This is a genomic window from Neglectibacter caecimuris (assembly GCF_034335015.1).
GTDB classification, from domain to species: Bacteria; Bacillota; Clostridia; order Oscillospirales; family Acutalibacteraceae; genus Acutalibacter; species Acutalibacter caecimuris_A.
In genome coordinates this window covers 1-17,832 of the sequence record NZ_JAWXXK010000010.1, presented here as the reverse complement: position 1 = coordinate 17,832, position 17,832 = coordinate 1, and the positions used below count along the sequence as shown (strand labels likewise).

Annotated in this window: 12 protein-coding genes; 1 reads left to right on the top strand and 11 read right to left on the bottom strand. The window is 54.3% G+C overall.

The window, feature by feature from the left end; translation table 11 throughout:
- The first annotated feature begins 37 nt into the window (after positions 1-37).
- Positions 38-805 (top strand): response regulator transcription factor, encoded by a 768-nt coding sequence (locus U8T64_RS12660; protein ID WP_322184025.1) that lies wholly within the window; start codon positions 38-40, stop codon positions 803-805.
- A gap of 119 nt (positions 806-924) precedes the next feature.
- Here U8T64_RS12660 and U8T64_RS12655 read toward each other — a convergent pair whose 3' ends face one another.
- The 11 genes from U8T64_RS12655 to U8T64_RS12605 all read right to left on the bottom strand — a co-directional run bounded on the left by U8T64_RS12655 (position 925) and on the right by U8T64_RS12605 (position 17,655).
- Complete coding sequence (locus tag U8T64_RS12655; protein WP_322184023.1) at positions 925-2,004, bottom strand: SGNH/GDSL hydrolase family protein; 1,080 nt, start codon at positions 2,002-2,004, stop codon at positions 925-927.
- Between the two features lie 192 nt (positions 2,005-2,196).
- Positions 2,197-2,829: an HD domain-containing protein gene (locus U8T64_RS12650; protein ID WP_322184021.1), complete on the bottom strand. Its 633-nt coding sequence runs from the start codon at positions 2,827-2,829 to the stop codon at positions 2,197-2,199.
- Positions 2,830-2,876: 47 nt separating this feature from the next.
- Positions 2,877-3,362 (bottom strand): GyrI-like domain-containing protein, encoded by a 486-nt coding sequence (locus tag U8T64_RS12645; protein ID WP_322184019.1) that lies wholly within the window; start codon positions 3,360-3,362, stop codon positions 2,877-2,879.
- Between the two features lie 91 nt (positions 3,363-3,453).
- On the bottom strand, positions 3,454-4,656 hold the full coding sequence (gene tuf, locus U8T64_RS12640) for an elongation factor Tu (protein WP_322184017.1): 1,203 nt from the start codon (positions 4,654-4,656) through the stop codon (positions 3,454-3,456).
- A gap of 144 nt (positions 4,657-4,800) precedes the next feature.
- The gene (gene fusA / locus U8T64_RS12635) at positions 4,801-6,897 is read right to left on the bottom strand and encodes an elongation factor G (RefSeq protein WP_322184015.1); all 2,097 of its coding nucleotides are present in this window, start codon (positions 6,895-6,897) and stop codon (positions 4,801-4,803) included.
- Positions 6,898-6,949: 52 nt separating this feature from the next.
- Positions 6,950-7,420 (bottom strand): 30S ribosomal protein S7, encoded by a 471-nt coding sequence (gene rpsG / locus U8T64_RS12630; RefSeq protein ID WP_322184013.1) that lies wholly within the window; start codon positions 7,418-7,420, stop codon positions 6,950-6,952.
- A gap of 182 nt (positions 7,421-7,602) precedes the next feature.
- A complete protein-coding gene (gene rpsL, locus U8T64_RS12625; RefSeq protein WP_322184011.1) occupies positions 7,603-8,025 on the bottom strand; it encodes a 30S ribosomal protein S12 in 423 nt (140 codons plus the stop codon).
- Positions 8,026-8,320: 295 nt separating this feature from the next.
- The gene (gene rpoC, locus U8T64_RS12620) at positions 8,321-11,926 is read right to left on the bottom strand and encodes a DNA-directed RNA polymerase subunit beta' (protein ID WP_322184009.1); all 3,606 of its coding nucleotides are present in this window, start codon (positions 11,924-11,926) and stop codon (positions 8,321-8,323) included.
- Between the two features lie 20 nt (positions 11,927-11,946).
- On the bottom strand, positions 11,947-15,684 hold the full coding sequence (gene rpoB, locus U8T64_RS12615; protein WP_322184007.1) for a DNA-directed RNA polymerase subunit beta: 3,738 nt from the start codon (positions 15,682-15,684) through the stop codon (positions 11,947-11,949).
- 1,222 nt (positions 15,685-16,906) lie between these two features.
- Complete coding sequence (locus U8T64_RS12610) at positions 16,907-17,251, bottom strand: hypothetical protein (RefSeq protein WP_322184005.1); 345 nt, start codon at positions 17,249-17,251, stop codon at positions 16,907-16,909.
- The gene (locus U8T64_RS12605; protein WP_322184004.1) at positions 17,251-17,655 is read right to left on the bottom strand and encodes an RrF2 family transcriptional regulator; all 405 of its coding nucleotides are present in this window, start codon (positions 17,653-17,655) and stop codon (positions 17,251-17,253) included. The genes U8T64_RS12610 and U8T64_RS12605 overlap by 1 nt, the downstream gene beginning before the upstream one ends.
- Positions 17,656-17,832: the final 177 nt, after the last annotated feature.

Genomic DNA, 17,832 nt, shown 5'->3' with positions numbered 1-17,832 from the left:
CAAGCATTATTTTTTCTAAAGATAAGGGAGTGATACGGTGCTGTCAATTTCTATTTTGGTTGTGGACGATGAAAGCTTCGTAGCGGAAAACCTGAAATTGAAGCTGAAACGGCTGGATTACCCGGATATCGAGTACCGGGTGACCGCCTGTTCCAGCGCTTATCAGGCACTGGAAGAGATAAAGCATCAAAAATTTGATATCATTTTTACCGATATCCGCATGCCCTTTTTCGGCGGCCTCAGCCTGATCGCTGCTCTGCGAAAAGCCGGATGTCAAAGTAAAATTTGGGTACTCAGCGGTTATGATGACTTCGATACCGTGCGTACCGCTTTTCTGAACGGCGCCGACGATTATTTGCTGAAGCCTATTGAGATCGGCCAGCTGGATCAAAAGCTGCAGGCGTATACGGTGCAGCAAAAGCCCAGGGTAAAAAGTGAGCAGAGCTCCAATGTTCCGGCCAAGGATACCATAGAATACGCAGAACAGTATATTCAGGAGCATTACTTCAACAGCGGCCTGAGTATGGCAGAGGTCGCGGAATCTGTTGCTCTTTCTTACAGCCGATTCAGCGCTCTGTTTCGCGAAAAAACGCAGATGACTTTTCCGGCCTACCTGCTGCGGTTCCGGATCCAAAAGGCTATTGAGCTATTGCGGGAGCCGGGCATGAAAATCAACGATATCTGCTACAAGGTCGGGCTGAAATATCCGCAGCAGTTTTCAAGGGATTTCAAAAAGATCACCGGCCTGTATCCCACACAGTACCGGAAAAAACTATATGAGGAGGGCGAAACTCCAGAAGATTAGCAGGGCTTCCCTTCTCTTGACAAAAACCGCTTGAGAGCTGTACCACATTGCCCTCAAGCGGTTTTTCCATCAAATATTTTTGTGTTTTTTCTTTTCCCTTCATAGTCAAAACAGCAGCTTTATGCGAGCCATTTTATGAGTTCTCCGGATAAAGCCTGCGCCCATTTCCGGCAGCCCTCCGCATTGGGGTGCCCCCCGTAAAGGGCCCTTCCGGTGTTTCCGCCGTCAGGCGACAGCAGCGGTACCGGGTCAAATACGGGAAGCTCTTTTCCAAGCTCTTCTTTGAGAAAGCCATTCGTCTCTTTCCACTTTTGTTCCAGTTCCCCCTCGTAATCAAACGGCGGAAGAGTTTGCAGCAAGATTCGGACGCCGGCTTCCCGCAGAAGAGAAATGATTTTTTTCAGGTTTTCCCGCAGCTTCTCCGCGTCTCCCGTTTGCAGCAGGTCATTGGTCCCCAGGCAGATCACTACCGCATCGCAGGCCTTTGCTTTGCGAAGAAAGCTGCCGTTTCCGGCGGCGTCTTCCGCCCGGGCGTAGCCCAGCCCTAAATTCCATACCGCGTATTCCTCTCCCAGAAGCGAAGAGAGAAGGGAAACATAACCTTGATAGCTTCCCGGCTCTGTTCCGATCCCCTCTGTGATGGAATCGCCTAAAAAACCAAGCCTGACTCGCGCCGGCTTTTCCGCCCCGATCATAGCGGCTAAAGGAGTTTCCGGGGAAACCACCCAGCTTTCCCCCTGCCTCCGGTAGCTGTCCAGCAGTGTTTCCCGCAGGCACGGCAGACGCTTCCCCGTAAAAACCAGGCGGAGACGCAGATACTCTCCGGCAGCGCCCCGAAGATTCAGAGGATCGGAGGCAAACCATTCTCCCCGCGCCGCTGCTTTTTCCGGTTTTCCTTCAAAGGTAAGGCGGGCTTCCTCCACAGGTTCCCCGGGCTTTGGGGCCTTTACGACCGCGGCGTGGGCAGACAAAATTTTCCAACCGCCCAAAACCTCTCCGGCCCGGCTGTGAGAGCCGTCTTCGAAAGTGCTGTCAATACTGTCCGAAAAAAGGAGCGAAAAAGGGCAATCCGCTTTTCCGGAAAGGCGATAAAACACCACGCTTTCCATGGGCTTCTTCTCTCCGGTAAAAAAGGTCTGATTGCCGCTTGCGGCAGCAGTCAGAGATACATAACGCCGTGTGTAGCGCGTCAGATCCATAAGCATTTCTCTCCTTCTTGACTTTTTGGCAAAACAGGATGAAACCAGGTGGTTTTGCCGATTCCAGGTAAGGCAATACCGCACAATCTGTATGCGGAGGCGCCTGATAAACAGGAAAGCGCTTAAGGCACTTGCCGCAATGGTATCGTATCGCCTTACGCACATGAATTTTCTATAGAGCAAACTCAAAATTTACAGGCTTTGCAGGGTTCGTTCCAGATAAGCGCCGGTTCCCTCTTCCTTGAGCCGCTGGATCACCGACCATTCGTAGGTGGTTTTCTCATCGAAAATCTCCCTGGAGAAAGGGAAATTGAGAAGCTTTCGGTTTTTGGCGACCATGGGCTTCCACTCTGTCTCATAGAATTCAGGAAGCTCCGACATTCCCTTTTGTCCCATATAGGCATAGTAGGTAAAACTCAGCCAGACTCCCTGAATGCCGAAATGATCCAACAGATCCGCGTCTTGCAGAAGCTTCACCCAGGGAGAATGGGGGCTGTCCGCCCGTCTGTCATCGTGAACCGCAATCAGCCCGCAGACAGCTTCCATCTCTTCCGGGGTCATTTCCCCGCAAAGCAGCTCCCGCACAAGCGTGCTTCCGGTGCGGGGGTGGGGCTCGATCCCCTTTCCCACATCGTGAAACAGCCCGGCGCAGAAAAGAACATCATCGTGAGAAGCATCTTCCGGGAAAAGTTTTTTTCGAAGCAGCAGCACGCCGTTTGCCACGCGTTTGCCGTGAAAATACACATGGCCGATCTCCCGCTCAATATGGGATTTTCTGTGCCCCATGTACTTTTCTGCCAAAGCTTCCAGACGTTGAAGCTCCATGTATACCCTCTCCTTTCTTTTTTGCCGCTTACCGCCGCTAAAGCAGGTCAGCTCTCGACCGCGATTCCGTAATCCAGGATCACCTGGCCCTCCTTGTCGGGGGAAGTAAACCGAGGGCACTGATAGCGCTCAAAGCACCAGCTGTCTTCCTTCCGCCGGAAGCCAAGGGACTCCAGCTCTTCCAGACATCGCCGGTGCGTTTCCAGCGTGTAAAAATCTCCGCTTCCCTCCTTGTCCCGCAAATAGCAGACCGCATAATCAAGCGGCTCAATGGCTATGGACTCAAACCCGGCAGGAACCGCCGCGGATTCCGAAAAGAACATACCGATCCAGCGCTCCGGCTGCTCGTTTACCACATGGACGGCGCCGATATATGCGTCTCCGTTCAGAGAGAGGGGCTCGGCGGATTCCAAAACCTCAAACCAACCGTTTTCCCACCACTCGCCCCAGTTGGCCTCGCCTTCGTACTTCCTGCCGATCAATCGGGCGGCAGGCCAGCTTTCCTTCTTTATCTCCAGAATTTGGATCCCCATTTCAAGCACCTCCATACACAGCTGCAAATTTTTGGGAAAGAAAAAGCAAAGCTCCCAGTAAAAACTGAGAGCTTTGCGAATAGATAGAATCTTAGGAATTGATGGCGGTAACAACGCCGGAGCCAACGGTACGGCCACCCTCACGAATAGCGAAGCGGAGGCCTTCCTCGATGGCGATGGGGGTGATCAGCTCAACGTCCATGACCACGTTATCGCCGGGCATGCACATCTCGGTGCCCTCGGGCAGGGAGATCACGCCGGTAACGTCGGTGGTACGGAAGAAGAACTGAGGACGATAGTTGTTGAAGAAGGGGGTATGACGGCCGCCTTCGTCCTTGGTCAGAACATAAACCTGGCCCTTGAACTTGGTGTGGGGATTGATGGAGCCGGGCTTGCACAGAACCTGACCGCGCTCGATATCGGTTCTCTGAATGCCGCGGAGCAGAACGCCGATGTTATCGCCGGCCTCAGCGTAATCCAGCAGCTTACGGAACATTTCGATACCGGTAACAACGGACTTCTTGGTCTCATCGGCCAGACCGACGATCTCAACTTCCTCAGACATCTTCAGCACGCCGCGCTCCACACGACCGGTGGCAACAGTGCCGCGGCCAGTGATGGTGAACACGTCCTCAACAGGCATCAGGAAGGGCTGATCAGCCTTGCGCTCGGGAGTGGGAATATAGGAATCTACCGCGTCCATGAGCTCCAGAATGGGAGCATACACAGCATCGGCGGGATCCTTGGAATCGGACTCCAGAGCCTGCAGGGCGGAACCCTTGATGATGGGGGTATCGTCGCCGGGGAACTCATACTCGTTCAGCAGATCACGGATCTCCATCTCGACCAGCTCCAGCAGCTCGGGGTCGTCAACCTGATCGCACTTGTTCATGAATACTACGATGGCGGGCACGCCTACCTGACGGGCCAGCAGAATATGCTCACGGGTCTGGGGCATGGGGCCGTCAGCGGCGGAAACCACCAGAATACCGCCGTCCATCTGCGCAGCGCCGGTGATCATGTTCTTTACATAGTCAGCGTGGCCGGGGCAGTCAACGTGGGCATAGTGGCGGGCGTCGGTCTGATACTCCACGTGGGCGGTGTTGATGGTGATACCGCGCTCACGCTCTTCGGGAGCCTTATCGATGTTGGCATAGTCCATGAAGTCAGCGTCGCCCTTCATAGCCAGAACCTTGGTGATAGCGGCGGTCAGCGTGGTCTTGCCGTGGTCCACGTGGCCAATGGTGCCAATGTTAACGTGCGGTTTGTTTCTTTCAAATTTTTCCTTTGCCATTGGAAATTTCCTCCTTTTGTTTTTGAGCGCTCCGCGCGGGGTGATCCCCAGTTTTGCGAAGCTGCCCTTCAGGAAATAATTGTCTAGCCTGCTTATGCTTCATTTTACCAACAAAGCACTGAAAAATCAAGAGATATTTACAGCTTATTCAGACTTTTTCCCGCGTTCGGAAATGATTTTCTCGGAAATGGCCTTCGGAACCTCGGAATAATGAGCGGGCTCCATGGTATACTGGCCTCTTCCCTGGGTCTTGGAACGCATATCGGTAGCGTATCCGAACATCTCGGAAAGCGGAACCTCGGCGTTTACCTGCTGGGCACCGGGAATGGCATCCATACCCAAGATCATGCCGCGGCGGGAGTTCAGGTCGCCGATAACGTCTCCCATATATTCCTCAGGAGTAATGACGGTGACCTTCATAATGGGCTCCATCAAAACGGGGTCCGCCTTGCGCATAGCCTCCTTAAAGGCCATGGAGCCGGCGATCTTAAACGCCATTTCAGAAGAGTCCACCTCGTGATAAGAACCATCGTACAGCGTGACCTTGACGTCCACAACATTATATCCGGCCAATACGCCGGCCAGCATAGCGCCCTGAACGCCCTGATCCACCGCGGGGATATACTCCTTCGGCACAGAGCCGCCTACCACGGCGTTGACGAACTCGTAGCCCTTTTCGGGGTTGGGCTCGATCTTGATCTTAACGTGGCCGTACTGGCCCTTACCGCCGGACTGACGGGCATACTTGGTATCCACATCCGCCAGCTTGCGAATGGTCTCCTTATAGGCCACCTGGGGCTTACCGACGTTAGCCTCCACCTTGAACTCACGAAGCAGGCGATCCACAATGATCTCCAGATGCAGCTCGCCCATGCCGGCGATAATGGTCTGCCCTGTTTCCTCATCGGTATATGCCTTAAAGGTGGGGTCTTCTTCCGCCAGCTTGGAAAGGGCGATGCCCATTTTCTCCTGACCGGCCTTGGTTTTGGGCTCAATGGCCACACGGATCACGGGATCCGGGAATTCCATGGATTCCAGAATGACCGGATGCTTCTCATCGCACAGAGTATCGCCTGTGGTAGTGTTCTTCAAACCAACGGCGGCGGCAATATCGCCGGCATACACGTGGTCGATATCCTTCCGGTCATTGGCGTGCATCTGCAGAATACGGCCCAGACGCTCGTTGTTGTCCTTCACAGAATTATATACTGTGGAGCCGGCGGCTATGTGGCCGGAATAGACGCGGAAGAAGCACAGCTTACCCACAAAGGGATCGGTGGCGATCTTAAAAGCCAGAGCCGCGAAGGGCTCTTCATCGGAAGAATTGCGAACCACTTCCTCCTCCGTATCGGGGTTCACACCCTTGATGGCGGGAACGTCCACGGGAGAAGGCATATAGTCCACGATGGCGTCCAAAAGCTTCTGAACACCCTTGTTCTTATAGGAAGTGCCGCAGGTCACAGGCACCATATGATTGGCGATAGTGGACTTGCGGATACAGTCCTTGATCTCTTCGATGGTCAGTTCCTCACCGGAGAGGTACTTGTCCATCAGGTTGTCGTCCAGCTCGGCGACATGCTCCACCATTTCGGTGTGATACTGCTCGGCCTTCTCCTTCAGATCCTCCGGGATCTCCTCGCAGCGGATATCCTTGCCCAGGTCGTCGTAATAGACATAGGCCTTCATTTCCACCAGGTCAACGATGCCCTTGAAGGTATCCTCACTGCCAATGGGCAGCTGAATCGGGACAGCGTTACACTTCAGGCGGTCCTTCATCATCTGAACCACGCGATAAAAATCGGCGCCCATGATATCCATCTTATTGACATAGGCCATGCGGGGAACCTTGTATTCGTCCGCTTGGCGCCATACCGTTTCAGACTGGGGCTCTACGCCGCCTTTGGCGCAGAAAACAGTCACGGAGCCGTCCAGCACGCGCAGAGAACGCTGCACTTCCACGGTAAAGTCCACGTGGCCGGGGGTATCGATGATATTGATACGGTTCTGCCGGCCCTGATGATCCGGCCAGAAACAGGTGGTGGCGGCGGAAGTGATGGTGATGCCGCGCTCCTGTTCCTGTGCCATCCAGTCCATAGTGGCCGCGCCTTCGTGGGTCTCGCCGATCTTATAGTTGACACCTGTGTAGAACAGAATACGTTCTGTAGTAGTGGTCTTACCGGCATCAATGTGAGCCATGATACCGATATTTCTGGTTTGTTCCAGTGCTACCTGTCTTGCCATACTGGTGATTTCCTCCTTTCAGCGCACAAATTGATTTGTGCCGCTTATTCTTTTACCATCTGTAATGGGCGAAGGCACGGTTGGCCTCGGCCATCTTATGGGTATCTTCCCGCTTTTTCACAGCGCCGCCGGCGCCGTTTACAGCGTCGAGGATCTCACCGGCAAGGCGCTCCTGCATGGTGCGCTCGGAACGCTGCCGCGCATAGGCGGTGAGCCAGCGCAGACCCAGGGTCTGCCTGCGCTCAGGCCGAACCTCCATGGGCACCTGGTAAGTGGAGCCGCCTACACGGCGGGACTTACACTCCAGGCTGGGCATAATGCTTTCCATGGCCTGTTCAAACACTTCCAGGGGCTCTTTCCCAGTCTTCTCCTGCACGATGCCGAACGCACCGTACACGATCTTCTGGGCAACCCCCTTCTTGCCGTCCAGCATGATATTGTTCACCAGACGGGTGACAAGCTTGGAATTGTACATGGGATCGGGCAAAACATCGCGCTTTGCCACATTGCCTCTTCTTGGCATACTCTTCCCTCCTTCATAAAATGATATCATCGGTACTCGAAAGCAAATAACTCCCGTTTGACAAAATCGGCAACTACCGAGATCCCATAAGGAATCTATACGATACACTGCCTTCCCCGGCAAGGCCGGGGCAGTCACACGAATTTCTTTGACTTTACGAATGGCTTCCCAAGAAAAGAAGCTTACTTTGCGCCGGCCTTGGGACGCTTGGCACCGTACTTGGAACGGGCCTGCATGCGCTTGGCAACGCCCTGAGCGTCCAGGGTGCCGCGAATGATGTGATAACGCACACCGGGCAGGTCACGTACACGGCCGCCGCGGATCATCACCACACTGTGCTCCTGCAGGTTGTGGCTCACGCCGGGAATATAGGCGTTGACCTCGATGCCGTTGGAAAGCCGCACTCTGGCGAATTTACGCAAAGCGGAATTCGGCTTCTTGGGGGTCTTGGTACCCACAGTGGTGCACACGCCGCGCTTCTGGGGAGAATCCTGATCAATCGCGGAACGCTTTTTGGAGTTCCAACCCTTCAGCAGCGCAGGAGACTTGCTCTTCTTCTCCGCGACAGAACGTCCGCTGCGGATCAGCTGGTTAAAAGTAGGCATAGTGTTCCTCCTTTCTGAAAATGATTCTGATTTTATGTTCAGGCGTACAGAATTAAACTGCCCACCGTCCCATCACAATATACGAAAACGGCCCAAACAGACAGGAAAAGCGCTTCGGGGAGTTCCCCGAAGCGCGGCTGAAACGGGATACTTCTGCAAAAGGGCAGAATACCCCCTAAGCCGCTCGGAAAGTAATTATACTCTGAGCGTGCTTTTTTGTCAAGTTTTTTCCTGCATTTCGCATGTTTTTTCAAAATGCCCAGGATCACGAACGGCTATTCTTCCGCCGCTTTTCTCAAAGCGGAAGCTCCGTGGGCATTTCTGCCTGAATATCCGGCAGGGTATTTTCAAAATCCAGCTCCTCAGGAACCGCTTGAATGGCAGGCTCTACATCGGGCTCGATCTCCACCTCGCTATAGCACTTCATACCGGTGCCGGCAGGCACCAGCTTGCCGAGGATCACGTTCTCCTTCAGGCCCAGCAGGGTATCTACCTTGCCCTTGATGGCGGCATCGGTCAGCACGCGGGTGGTTTCCTGGAAGGAGGCGGCGGACAAGAAAGAATCGGTGGCCAGAGAAGCCTTGGTAATACCCAGCAGGATCGGGGTATAGGTGGCTTCCCTCAGCTCGCTTTCCCCTGCCTGGATCCGGCGGCGGATCTCTTCATTGGCGAAGAACACTTCGTTTTTATCTGCCAGGGAGCTTACCAGAAGATCGGTATCTCCCGGATCCTCCACGCGCACCTTGCGGAGCATCTGACGCACGATGATCTCAATATGCTTATCGTTGATATCCACGCCCTGCATCCGGTAGACTCGCTGCACTTCCTGGATCAGATAATTCTGAACCTCCTCCGTGCCGCTGATAGCCAGCACATCATGGGGATTGACGGAGCCCTCCGTCAGCCTTGCGCCGCGCTTGACATATTCCCCTTCCTTTACGGTAATACGGGAGCCGAAGGGGATCAGGTAAGAGCGGGAATCCCCGTCTTCCTCGTTGGTCACTACAACATGGCGGTTTTTCTTGATCTCCTCGAAGGTCACCTTGCCGTCGATCTCATTGATGATGGCCACGTGCTTGGGCCTGCGGCCTTCAAACAGCTCGTCAATACGGGGCAGACCCTGGGTGATATCCTCCGCGCTGGCAACGCCGCCGGTGTGGAAAGTACGCATGGTAAGCTGTGTGCCGGGCTCGCCGATGGACTGGGCGGCGATGATGCCCACCGCTTCGCCCACCTGAACGGGCTGGCCGTTTGCCAGAGAAGCGCCATAGCACTTCTTGCACACGCCGTTTTTAGCGCGGCAGTTCAACACAGAGCGGATCTTGATGCGCTCCACGCCGTGACCTACGATCAAAGCGGCGTCCGCGTCGTTCATCATTTTATCCTTGGAAACCAGCACATTGCCGTTTTCATCACAGAAATCCTCCACCAGATACCGGCCTACCAAACGCTCGCTCAGCGGCTCAATGGATTCGGGCCCGGCGGTGATATCGAAGATCTCAAGGCCTTCGGTGGTGCCGCAGTCCTCCTCGCGGATAATGACCTCCTGGGAAACGTCCACCAGGCGGCGGGTCAGGTAGCCAGAGTCAGCGGTACGCAGAGCCGTATCGGTCAAGCCCTTCCGCGCGCCGCGGGAGGAAATGAAGTATTCCAGAATGTTCAGGCCCTCGCGGTAGTTGGCCCGAATGGGGATCTCAATGGTCTTACCGGAGGTGTTGGCGATCAGGCCGCGCATACCGGCAAGCTGACGGATCTGGCTCATGGTGCCTCGGGCACCGGAATCCGCCATCATATAGATGGGGTTGTAGCGGTCCAGATCGCGCTGCAAAGCGGCGGTGACGTCGTCAGTGCACTTTTCCCAGGTACGCAGCACGGCGTTGTAGCGCTCGGACTCCGCCAGAAGGCCCTGATTGTATTCCTCTGTGATCTCATCGATCTCTTCCTCGGCGGCCCGGATAAACTCCGCCTTTTCCGGCGGGGTGGTGGCGTCCGCCACAGCCACGGTGATGCCGCTGATGGTGGAGTATTTATAGCCCTGGGCCTTTACCGCGTCCAGCACCTCGGCGGTTTCCTCGGTGCCGTGTATTTTGATACAGCGCTCAATGATCTGCCCCAGCTGCTTCTTGCCTACCAGGAAATCCACCTCAAGCTGCAGGGCGCCTTCCGGCGTGCTGCGGTCCACATAGCCCAGATCCTGAGGGATCGAGCGGTTGAAGATCATACGGCCCATGGTGGTCTCCACCATGCCTGTCAGGGGCTTGCCGTTAAATTCCACCGTACGGCGCACCTTGATCTTTGCCTGCAGGCTGATATATTTCGCGTCATAGGCCATCAGGGCCTCTTCCATATTGCGGAATACCTTGCCCTCGCCCAGCTCGCCTTCCTTATCCAGCGTCAGGTAATAGGAGCCCAGCACCATGTCCTGGGTGGGCACGGTAACAGGCCGCCCGTCGGAGGGCTTCAAAAGGTTGTTAGCCGCCAGCATCAGGAACCTGGCCTCCGCCTGAGCCTCCGCCGAAAGAGGTACGTGCACGGCCATCTGGTCACCATCAAAGTCAGCGTTGTAGGCGGTACACACCAGGGGGTGCAGCTTCATGGCACGGCCCTCCACCAGCACAGGCTCAAAGGCCTGAATGCCAAGGCGGTGCAGGGTAGGCGCGCGGTTCAAAAGCACGGGGTGATCCTTGATCACTACCTCCAGCGCGTCCCAAACCTCGGGCTTTGCCCGCTCTACGGATTTTCTGGCTGCCTTGATATTGCCAACAGCCCCGGTTTCCACCAGGCGCTTCATCACAAAGGGCTTGAAGAGCTCCAGTGCCATTTCCTTGGGCAGGCCGCACTGATACATTTTCAGCTCCGGCCCAACCACGATCACGGAACGGCCGGAATAGTCCACGCGCTTGCCCAGCAGGTTCTGGCGGAACCGCCCCTGCTTGCCCTTGAGCATATCGGAAAGGGACTTCAACGGCCTGTTGTTGGGGCCGGTGACCGGCCTGCCGCGGCGGCCGTTATCGATCAAAGCGTCTACCGCTTCCTGAAGCATTCTCTTTTCGTTGCGGACAATGATATCCGGCGCGCCCAGCTCCAGCAAGCGCTTTAAGCGGTTGTTGCGGTTGATGACGCGGCGGTACAGATCGTTCAGGTCGCTGGTGGCAAAACGTCCGCCATCCAGCTGTACCATGGGCCGGATATCCGGGGGAATCACCGGCACAGCATTTAAGACCATCCACTCCGGGCGGTTGCCGGAAAGGCGGAAGGCCTCTACCACCTCAAGGCGCTTCAAAATGCGCACACGCTTTTGGCCGGAGGCTGTTTCCAGCTCGTCCTTCAATTCCTGGGCGACCTTTTCCACATCGATCTCGCTGAGCAGCTTCTGAATGGCTTCGGCGCCCATTTCCGCCTGGAAATCGTCCTCGTACTTTTCCTTCAAATCCCGGTATTCCTTTTCGGTAAGGGTCTGCATTTTGGAAAGCTCCCGCACATCGCCAGGATCGGTAACAATATACAGAGCAAAATACAGAACCTTTTCCAGCACCCGGGGAGAAAGATCCAAAATCAGGCCCATGCGGGAAGGAATACCCTTGAAATACCAGATGTGAGACACAGGGGCTGCCAGCTCGATGTGGCCCATGCGCTCTCTTCTAACCTTGGCCCTGGTGACCTCCACGCCGCAACGGTCGCACACCTTGCCCTTAAAGCGAATGCGCTTATACTTGCCGCAATGGCATTCCCAGTCCTTGGTAGGCCCAAAGATCCGTTCGCAGAACAGACCGTCCCGCTCCGGCTTTAAGGTACGGTAATTGATGGTTTCCGGCTTTTTCACCTCACCGTGAGACCATTCCCGTATTTTGTCAGGAGAAGCAAGACCTATCTTGATCGATTCAAAGGTGTTAAATTCCATAACTTAATCGTCTCCTCCCTTTATTCCAGATCGTCTTCATCGTCCATGAGGAAATCCTCGTCCTCGGCGTCTTCCTCATCGAAGTCCTCGTCCTCATCGCCATCGCCCAAAACACCGTCCATCAGCAGATCCTCGGCGTCTTCAACGGAATAACCCTCCAGATCGTCGGCAACGCTTTCCTCGTCAAACATGGCTCCGCCGCGGCCCAGGCCCATATCATCGTCCTCGTCAAAGTTCTGCTTCAGGTCGATCTCCTGATCGTTCTGATCCAGTACCTTCACGTCCAGGCCCAGAGACTGCAGCTCTTTGATGAGCACCTTAAAGGATTCCGGAATACCCGGCGTAGGAATATTCTGGCCCTTGACAATGGCCTCATAGGTCTTGACACGGCCCACCACATCATCGGACTTCACAGTGAGGATCTCCTGTAGGGTGTAAGCGGCGCCGTAAGCCTCCAGCGCCCACACTTCCATTTCGCCGAAGCGCTGGCCGCCGAACTGGGCTTTACCGCCCAAAGGCTGCTGCGTTACCAGAGAATAGGGGCCGGTGCTTCTGGCGTGGATCTTATCGTCTACCAGATGGTGGAGCTTCAGATAATACATATAACCCACGGTAATGGGATTATCAAAGTATTCGCCGGTTCTGCCGTCACGCAGCCAGAACTTGCCGTCCTCGCTCATATCCGCCATTTTCAGGCATTCGCGGATATCGGATTCCTGCGCGCCATCGAACACGGGGGTCATGATCTTCCAGCCAAGAGATTTGGCGGCCATGCCCAGATGGACCTCCAGCACCTGCCCGATATTCATACGGGAAGGCACGCCCAGGGGATTCAGTACGATATCCAGCGGAGTGCCGTCCGGCAGGAAGGGCATTTCCTCCTCCGGCATAATACGGCACACAACGCCCTTGTTTCCGTGGCGGCCCGCCATCTTATCGCCTACGGAGATCTTTCTCCGCTGGGCAATGTAGCAGCGCACCACCTTATTGACACCGGGAGAAAGCTCATCGTGGCTGTTTTCCCGGGTGAACACGTCCACATCTACCACCACGCCGGATTCACCGTGAGGCACGCGGAGAGAGGTATCTCTCACCTCTCTGGCCTTTTCGCCGAAGATGGCGCGAAGCAGCCGCTCTTCCGCGGTAAGCTCTGTTTCTCCCTTGGGGGTGACCTTACCTACCAGAATATCGCCGGCACGGACGTCCGCTCCTACGCGGATAATGCCCCTGTCGTCCAGATCCTTCAAAAGCTCCTCGTTCACATTGGGGATATCTCTGGTGATCTCCTCCGGACCCAGCTTGGTATCCCGGGCTTCCATTTCGTACTCCTCAATATGAATGGAGGTATAAACGTCCTCCCGCACCATTTTCTCATTGAGCAGTACGGCGTCCTCGTAGTTGTAGCCCTCCCAGGTCATGAAGCCGATAAGCGCGTTGCGGCCCAGGGCGATCTCGCCGTTTTTGACGCCGGGACCGTCGGCGATCACATCGCCTTCCTCTACCCGCTCGCCTACAGAGACTACCGGCACCTGATTGATGCAGGTGCTCTGGTTGGAGCGCATAAATTTGATGATCTCATAGTCATCGATATCGCCGTTATCCGCGGTAACACGAACCAGATTGGCACTGACGGACTTTACCACACCGCCCCGCTTGGCCAAAACGCATACGCCGGAATCCACGCCGGCCTTATATTCCATGCCGGTACCCACGATGGGGCTTTCCGTTTTCAGCAGGGGCACTGCCTGGCGCTGCTGGTTAGAGCCCATCAGCGCACGGTTGGTATCATCGTGCTCCAGGAAGGGGATCATTGCTGTGGCAACGGAAACCACCATACGGGGGGTGATATCCATGTAATCCGCTTTGGAGGCTTCTACCTCCACAAATTCATCTCGATAACGGCCTACCACCTTGGCACGGGCAAAGCGGCCCTTTTCGTCCAAAGGCTCGTTGGCCTGGGCCACAATGAAATCGTCTTCCATGTCAGCCGTCATGTACGTCACTTCATCGGTGACAACGCCGGTCTTTTTATCCACCTTGCGGAAAGGGGCTTCAATAAAGCCGTATTCATTGATCCGGGCGAAGGTGGCAAGGTAAGAGATCAGACCGATGTTGGGACCTTCGGGGGTCTCCACGGGGCACATACGCCCGTAATGGGTATAGTGTACGTCGCGCACCTCAAAGCTGGCTCTGTCACGGGACAGGCCGCCGGGACCCAGAGCGGACAAGCGGCGCTTGTGGGTCAACTCGGACAGAGGATTTGTCTGATCCATGAACTGAGACAGCGGAGAGGAGCCGAAAAACTCCTTGATGGCGGCCACTACCGGGCGAATATTGATCAAGGAATGAGGCGTAAGGCTTTCCAGATCCTGCGCCTGCAGGGTCATGCGCTCCCGAATGACTCTTTCCAGACGGGAAAAGCCGATGCGGAACTGGTTCTGCAGCAGCTCGCCTACCGAACGAATGCGCCGGTTGCCCAAGTGGTCGATATCATCGGTAACGCCCAGGCCTACCGCCAGGCAGTTCATATAGTTGACAGACGCGAAAATATCCTCCACCGTGATATAGTTGGGGATCAGATCCTTGCGGCGCGCCTTTACGGCGGCCTTCAGCGCCGCCGGATCGTCTCCGGCGCTTTCCAAAATCTCCTGCAGCACCTGAAAACTCACACGCTCGTTGATTTCACATTCTGCCTTGGCGTCAAAATCCACATATTTGGAAATATCAACCATGCCGTTGGAAATGATCTTGACCTCTTTGCCGTCAAGCTCTACCGTGACCATGGTAACGCCGGCATCGTCCAGCTGAATGGCAAGCTCCCGGTTCACAGTAGTGCCCGCCTCCGCCAGCACCTCTCCGGTGGCGGGGCTCACCACAGGCTGAGAAAGGGTTTGTCCTACCAGACGGCCTTCCAAATTCAGCTTCTTATTATATTTATACCGGCCCACCCGGGACAGGTCGTACCGGCGGGGATCGAAGAACAGGCCGTTGATATGGGCCTGCGCACTTTCAATGGTGGGCGGCTCGCTGGGGCGCAGCTTACGATAGATCTCAAACAGCGCTTCTTCCACAGATTTACAGGTATCTTTTTCAATGGTGGCGCGCATCCTATCATCGTCACCAAAGAAACCCAAAAGCTCCTGATCGGTACCGAGCCCCAGGCAGCGCAGGAACACGGTAATGGGCATTTTCCTGTTTTTATCGATGCGGACATAGAATACATCGTTCACATCATTCTCATATTCCAGCCAGGCGCCCCGGTTGGGGATAATGGTGGAGCTGAAAAGCTCCTTGCCGGAACGGTCGTATTCCATTTTATAGTATACGCCGGGAGAACGGACCAGCTGGGAAACGATCACGCGTTCCGCGCCGTTTATCACAAAGGTGCCGCTTTGGGTCATCAGGGGGAAATCTCCCATATAGACCTCAGACTCTTTGATCTCCCCTGTTTCCTTATTGAGCAGACGCGCGGTCACCCGAAGAGCGGCGGCGTAGGTTGCGTCTCGTTCCTTACATTCCGATACGCTGTAATTAGGCTTATCGTCCAGCTTGTAATCCACAAAATCGAGTACCAGATTGTTGTTGAAGTCCGTAATGCCGGAAACGTCCTCGAAAACCTCCTTGAGGCCCTCGTGAAGGAACCAGCCGTAGGAATCCTTTTGAACCTCGATAAGGTTCGGCATTTTCAGAACTTCCTCGATTTTGGAAAAGCTCATGCGAGTATTCTTGCCTAATTTTACCGGTTTCACATTCACCATTGGCACAGCCACTCCAATCTTTTCTTTTAATAGATATTTGATCTTTCAAATCCGACAAAGGCGCTGCCCTCTGCTGGAACTTGCACAAAAAGAGCATTCTCGACAAAAAAATTGTTTTTTTGTCAGTTGGGTCTTGATTATTTCCCACACCTGTGTTATACTAATAAAAAGGTAACGGGGATACTTCAACCCATTATGATGCAGTATATTATTGTATAACAACATTTTCCTTTTGTCAAGCCCTTTCCCGGGCTTCTTTTTTATTTTTCGGGCTGATATAAAAAGGGCGCGTTGCAGTTTCTTTCCGCAACGCGCTTTTACTTTTATTTTAGACACCGGCTTTTAGACGGCAGAGGCACGAATAGATTACCCGGCCCCGGCGCCCTAGAATGACTATATATTTATGTATAATGAGGAATAAGGAATGAGCAATTAGCAATGGAGGTCACGATAATGCAATAAATTGTAGTTTAGCGGACTAGTTGTTAGCTGTTAGTTGTTAGTCGTTAGTCGTTAGAGAAGAGCAAGCCCTCTTCTTTTGTCATTACTGAGGAAAAGAAGCTTCGCTTCTTTACGAAGAATCTCGTCCTTACTTCCAGGGCAAAAGGACAAAGGACGAGATTCTTCACAAAGAAAGCAAAGCTTGCTTTGCTTTTTGTTCAGTAATGACAAGGGGGAGCCTTTTCCCCTTTCTAACAACTAACTACTCACGACTAGCAACTTACCTGCTAAATTCCAATTTACCGAACAGTTCCCCACTGTCATTCTGAGGAACATAGTGACGAAGAATCTCGACCTTTATTCCGGGAAAAGGAAGAAGGACGAGATTCTTCACTTCGTTCAGAATGACGGGAGGGTGGTGTGCAGATAACCGCTAAATTCCAATTTATAGAACAGTTCCCCACTGTCATTCTGAGGAACATAGTGACGAAGAATCTCGACCTTTATTCCGGGAAAAGGAAGAAGGACGAGATTCTTCACTTCGTTCAGAATGACAGGAGGGTGGTGTGCAGATAACCGCTAAATTCCAATTTATAGAACAGTTCCCCACTGTCATTCTGAGGAACGCAGAAAGCTATAGCTTTCTTGACGAAGAATCTCGTCCTTTAATCCCCCAAAAGGGCAAAGGACGAGATCCTTCACTGAGAAAGCAAGGTTTTCCTTGCTTTCTGCTCAATGATGACAGTGAGAGGCCCTTCGGTCTCTCATATATCGTTCCGTTTCATCGATCCTCCGCGCTCTTTTCTTTCCTGTTCTTCACGGTCTCCGCCAGATAGAACAGCGCTGTTCCCAGCATGGTTCCCAAAAGGCAGGCTAATATAAAGGCCAGCACCTCAAGGCCGATGAGCTGCGTGTAGTTTACGGTTTGGGGCGTCAGAAGCTCCAGGGCGAACCACAAAAGGAGCAGCAGGGTCGGAAGCAGCCACCGCCCAAAGCGCCTGCAGCGCTTCAGCGCGACAAATTGCACCACCGCCCCCAGCAGCAGGAAAAAGGACAAAAGGAGCCAGGTCTGCGGCGCGGTTCCCCAGCCGAAAAGCAAAGAAAACATGGTGTAGGTCGCCATCATTACGCCTCCCGCTCTTCTCCGCAGATCATTTCAAAATTGTAGGAATCCAGTTCCTTCCGCACGTCCTCGGAGATCTTCTCGTAAATGCTGTGCAGCTTGCAGTGGGCCCGGCCGCAGCTGTATTCCTCCTTTTGACAGCGGCTGAGCATAAACGGCCCCTCCACGGATTCCACCACCTCCCGCAGGGTGATCTCCGCCGGAGGCTTTGCCAAGGTATAGCCGCCCTTTGCTCCCTTAAAGGAACAAACCATGCCCTCCCGCACCAGATCCCGCAAAATCTTCAGGGAAAACCGAAGGGGAACGCTTACCCGCTCTGAAATGGTTTTCGCATCGCAGCGCTCCGGGTGCTTTGTCAAATATTCCACGATCCTGACGGCGTAATCCGCCTCTAAGGTCATTACCATATTTTTTCTCCGAAATGATTCTTTAATAGTTTAGCGCACACCCTTGGCTTTCTCGCCCGTCGGCTCGGTTGCTGTGTGCCGGTGGCACACGTCCAGCAACGACCGAGTTGACAAACGAGAACGGGTCAGAGCGGTTGCTGTGCCCCAGTGGGGCACGTTCAGCAATGTCTGAAGCGA

Coding starts and splice junctions, on each gene's coding strand:
- U8T64_RS12655 (WP_322184023.1), bottom strand. CDS start 2,004: ATGGATCTGACGCGCTACACACGGCGTTATGTATCTCTGACTGCTGCC.
- U8T64_RS12650 (WP_322184021.1), bottom strand. CDS start 2,829: ATGGAGCTTCAACGTCTGGAAGCTTTGGCAGAAAAGTACATGGGGCAC.
- U8T64_RS12645 (WP_322184019.1), bottom strand. CDS start 3,362: ATGGGGATCCAAATTCTGGAGATAAAGAAGGAAAGCTGGCCTGCCGCC.
- tuf (WP_322184017.1), bottom strand. CDS start 4,656: ATGGCAAAGGAAAAATTTGAAAGAAACAAACCGCACGTTAACATTGGC.
- fusA (WP_322184015.1), bottom strand. CDS start 6,897: ATGGCAAGACAGGTAGCACTGGAACAAACCAGAAATATCGGTATCATG.
- rpsG (WP_322184013.1), bottom strand. CDS start 7,420: ATGCCAAGAAGAGGCAATGTGGCAAAGCGCGATGTTTTGCCCGATCCC.
- rpsL (WP_322184011.1), bottom strand. CDS start 8,025: ATGCCTACTTTTAACCAGCTGATCCGCAGCGGACGTTCTGTCGCGGAG.
- rpoC (WP_322184009.1), bottom strand. CDS start 11,926: ATGGAATTTAACACCTTTGAATCGATCAAGATAGGTCTTGCTTCTCCT.
- rpoB (WP_322184007.1), bottom strand. CDS start 15,684: ATGGTGAATGTGAAACCGGTAAAATTAGGCAAGAATACTCGCATGAGC.
- U8T64_RS12610 (WP_322184005.1), bottom strand. CDS start 17,251: ATGATGGCGACCTACACCATGTTTTCTTTGCTTTTCGGCTGGGGAACC.
- U8T64_RS12605 (WP_322184004.1), bottom strand. CDS start 17,655: ATGGTAATGACCTTAGAGGCGGATTACGCCGTCAGGATCGTGGAATAT.